Source organism: Microcoleus sp. C2D2, from assembly GCF_036702495.1.
GTDB lineage: Bacteria > Cyanobacteriota > Cyanobacteriia > Cyanobacteriales > Microcoleaceae > Microcoleus.
The window spans coordinates 1-1,843 of sequence record NZ_JAUBTO010000366.1 but is presented as its reverse complement, the minus strand read 5'-3'; the positions used below and the strand labels follow the sequence as shown (position 1 = coordinate 1,843).

Here is a 1,843-nt window from a genome sequence, read left to right as displayed (position 1 = left end):
GCTTACACAACAGTAGCTTATTGGTCAGTTCATGGCGACCCTGATAATTTGGATAGTTTTTTAGATAAAAGAAGTCCCGGGAATTTTCGTAAAGTTACTCCAGAGTATGAACAAATATTGATAAAGACAATCGAAAAAGCTCCGGAAGAATATGGATATGAATTTGGGAGATGGACGGCAGCCCGACTAGCAACATATTTAGAAAAAGTCACAGGAATTAAACTGAGTAGTTCCCAAATATCCCGGATACTACATAAAAAAAAATACGTTTACATTTGGGCTAAGTATAGTTTAGAATCCAAGCAAAACCCAATTGAAAGAGAAGTATTTAAACAGAAGCTATCAGAGTATTTAAGAATACAGCACTTCCGGGTGTTATGAGGTACAATAAGAATAGATTAAAAAAATACGCCAATGAAAGCATATTCAGTAGATTTGCGAAAAAAAATAGTAGCAGCCCATCTCGATCAGAAGCTGTCGATCAGAAAAACAGCAGCGATATTTTCCGTCAGTAAAAGCTTCGTTCAAAAACTGGTCAAGCAACAAAAAATAGAGGGGAATTTACAGCCGAAACCCAGGGGAAAACCGAGATACAGTCATTTGAATAATTCCACAGCTTCTTTGAGAGGGATAGTGGCAGCACATCCCGATGCCACCTTATTAGAATTGTGTGAGTTATTTGCCCAGAAGACCGGAAATTGGGTGGGTAGAACAGCCATGTGTAACGCCTTACAAAAGTTGGGATTAAATCGTAAAAAAAAACAGTGAGAAGTAGCCAAGCCGGCACTGAAAGAGTCATGAAATTAAGGTTAGAGTATTGGGAAAAAGTCAAGGATATCGAGCCAAAAAATCTAGTCTTTTTAGATGAGACAGGAGTATTGCTAGGTTTAACCAGAACTCATGCACGTTCTCAACGAGGAACGAGAGCCTATGCGGTCAAACATTTTTACGTCCGGCAAGAAAGTCACAGTAATTGGTGCAATTAGTCTCAATCGAGTAGTGGCATTAATGACCATGGACAACTCGATGGATAGCCAAGCATTTGAGGTGTTTATCGATCAATGTTTAGTACCACAATTGTGGTCAGGAGCAGTAGACGTGAATTGATAACTTACCAGCGCATAAAGTAGATTCAATTAAGCCCGTAGATTGAAGCGGTGGGTGCTTCTATCTTGTGTTTGTCCCCATACTCTCCTGATTTTAATCCAATTGAATTATGGTGGTCGCAACTCAAATCTTTATTGATCCAGTTTTCACCAACCAGCACTAAAATGGTTGACACGATAATTGCTGTGGCTCTTGACTTGATTAATCCGAAACATCTTAAAAACTGGTTTACTAATTGCTGCTACTGTACCTCATAGCATCCGGAAGTGCTGTAACTAAACAAACACCAGAGCTTTTACAGGTATGGTTTTGGGATGAGAGCGGATTCAGTTTACGAGTGACAAGAAGAAAAACTTGGGGTAAAAAAGGTCAGAGAAAAAAAATTACAGGTCAAAGGAGAAGAGGTAGAGTAAATCTCATGGGTGGGTTGAGATATCATGACAAAAAAAGGTTAACTTTTGTGATAGAAAGAGGAGAGTCGAATACGTTTTATGAGCAAATTAAAGCCTTAAATGATGCGATAGTTAAAGAATGGATAGAACAGGGTAATCAAGCAGAAAATTTTGCCAAATCTGGAATTAAGATTGTAATTATTCTCGACAATGCTAGTTTTCACAAAAAGAAAGATATTCTCAGCAAAATATCAGCCGAAATGCCACATATTATTTTAGAATTTTTGCCAGCTTACAGCCCCGATTATAATTTGATTGAATTGGTCTGGCATTCAGCGAAAGAA

The 1,843-nt window shown here is 38.2% G+C and carries 3 protein-coding genes and 2 pseudogenes; all 5 read left to right on the top strand.

From position 1 onward, the window contains the following. A pseudogene (locus QUB61_RS39225) lies at positions 1-360 on the top strand (winged helix-turn-helix domain-containing protein); the annotation flags it as partial. 54 nt (positions 361-414) lie between these two features. Beyond that, positions 415-768 carry an IS630 transposase-related protein gene (locus QUB61_RS39220; protein WP_333134990.1) on the top strand — a complete coding sequence of 118 codons (354 nt, stop codon included), beginning with the start codon at positions 415-417 and terminating at the stop codon, positions 766-768. 132 nt (positions 769-900) lie between these two features. Then, on the top strand, positions 901-1,107 hold the full coding sequence (locus QUB61_RS39215; RefSeq protein ID WP_333134988.1) for a hypothetical protein: 207 nt from the start codon (positions 901-903) through the stop codon (positions 1,105-1,107). A 50-nt stretch (positions 1,108-1,157) separates the two neighbouring features. Then, entirely contained in the window at positions 1,158-1,364 is a 207-nt protein-coding gene (locus QUB61_RS40365; RefSeq protein ID WP_445300636.1) for a hypothetical protein, read from the top strand. Positions 1,365-1,378: 14 nt separating this feature from the next. Continuing rightward, positions 1,379-1,843, top strand: a pseudogene (locus QUB61_RS39210) (IS630 family transposase); the annotation flags it as partial.

Bases quoted from the DNA above. Each gene is read 5' to 3' on its own strand.
- QUB61_RS39220 (WP_333134990.1), top strand. From the start codon at position 415: ATGAAAGCATATTCAGTAGATTTGCGAAAAAAAATAGTAGCAGCCCAT.
- QUB61_RS39215 (WP_333134988.1), top strand. From the start codon at position 901: ATGCACGTTCTCAACGAGGAACGAGAGCCTATGCGGTCAAACATTTTT.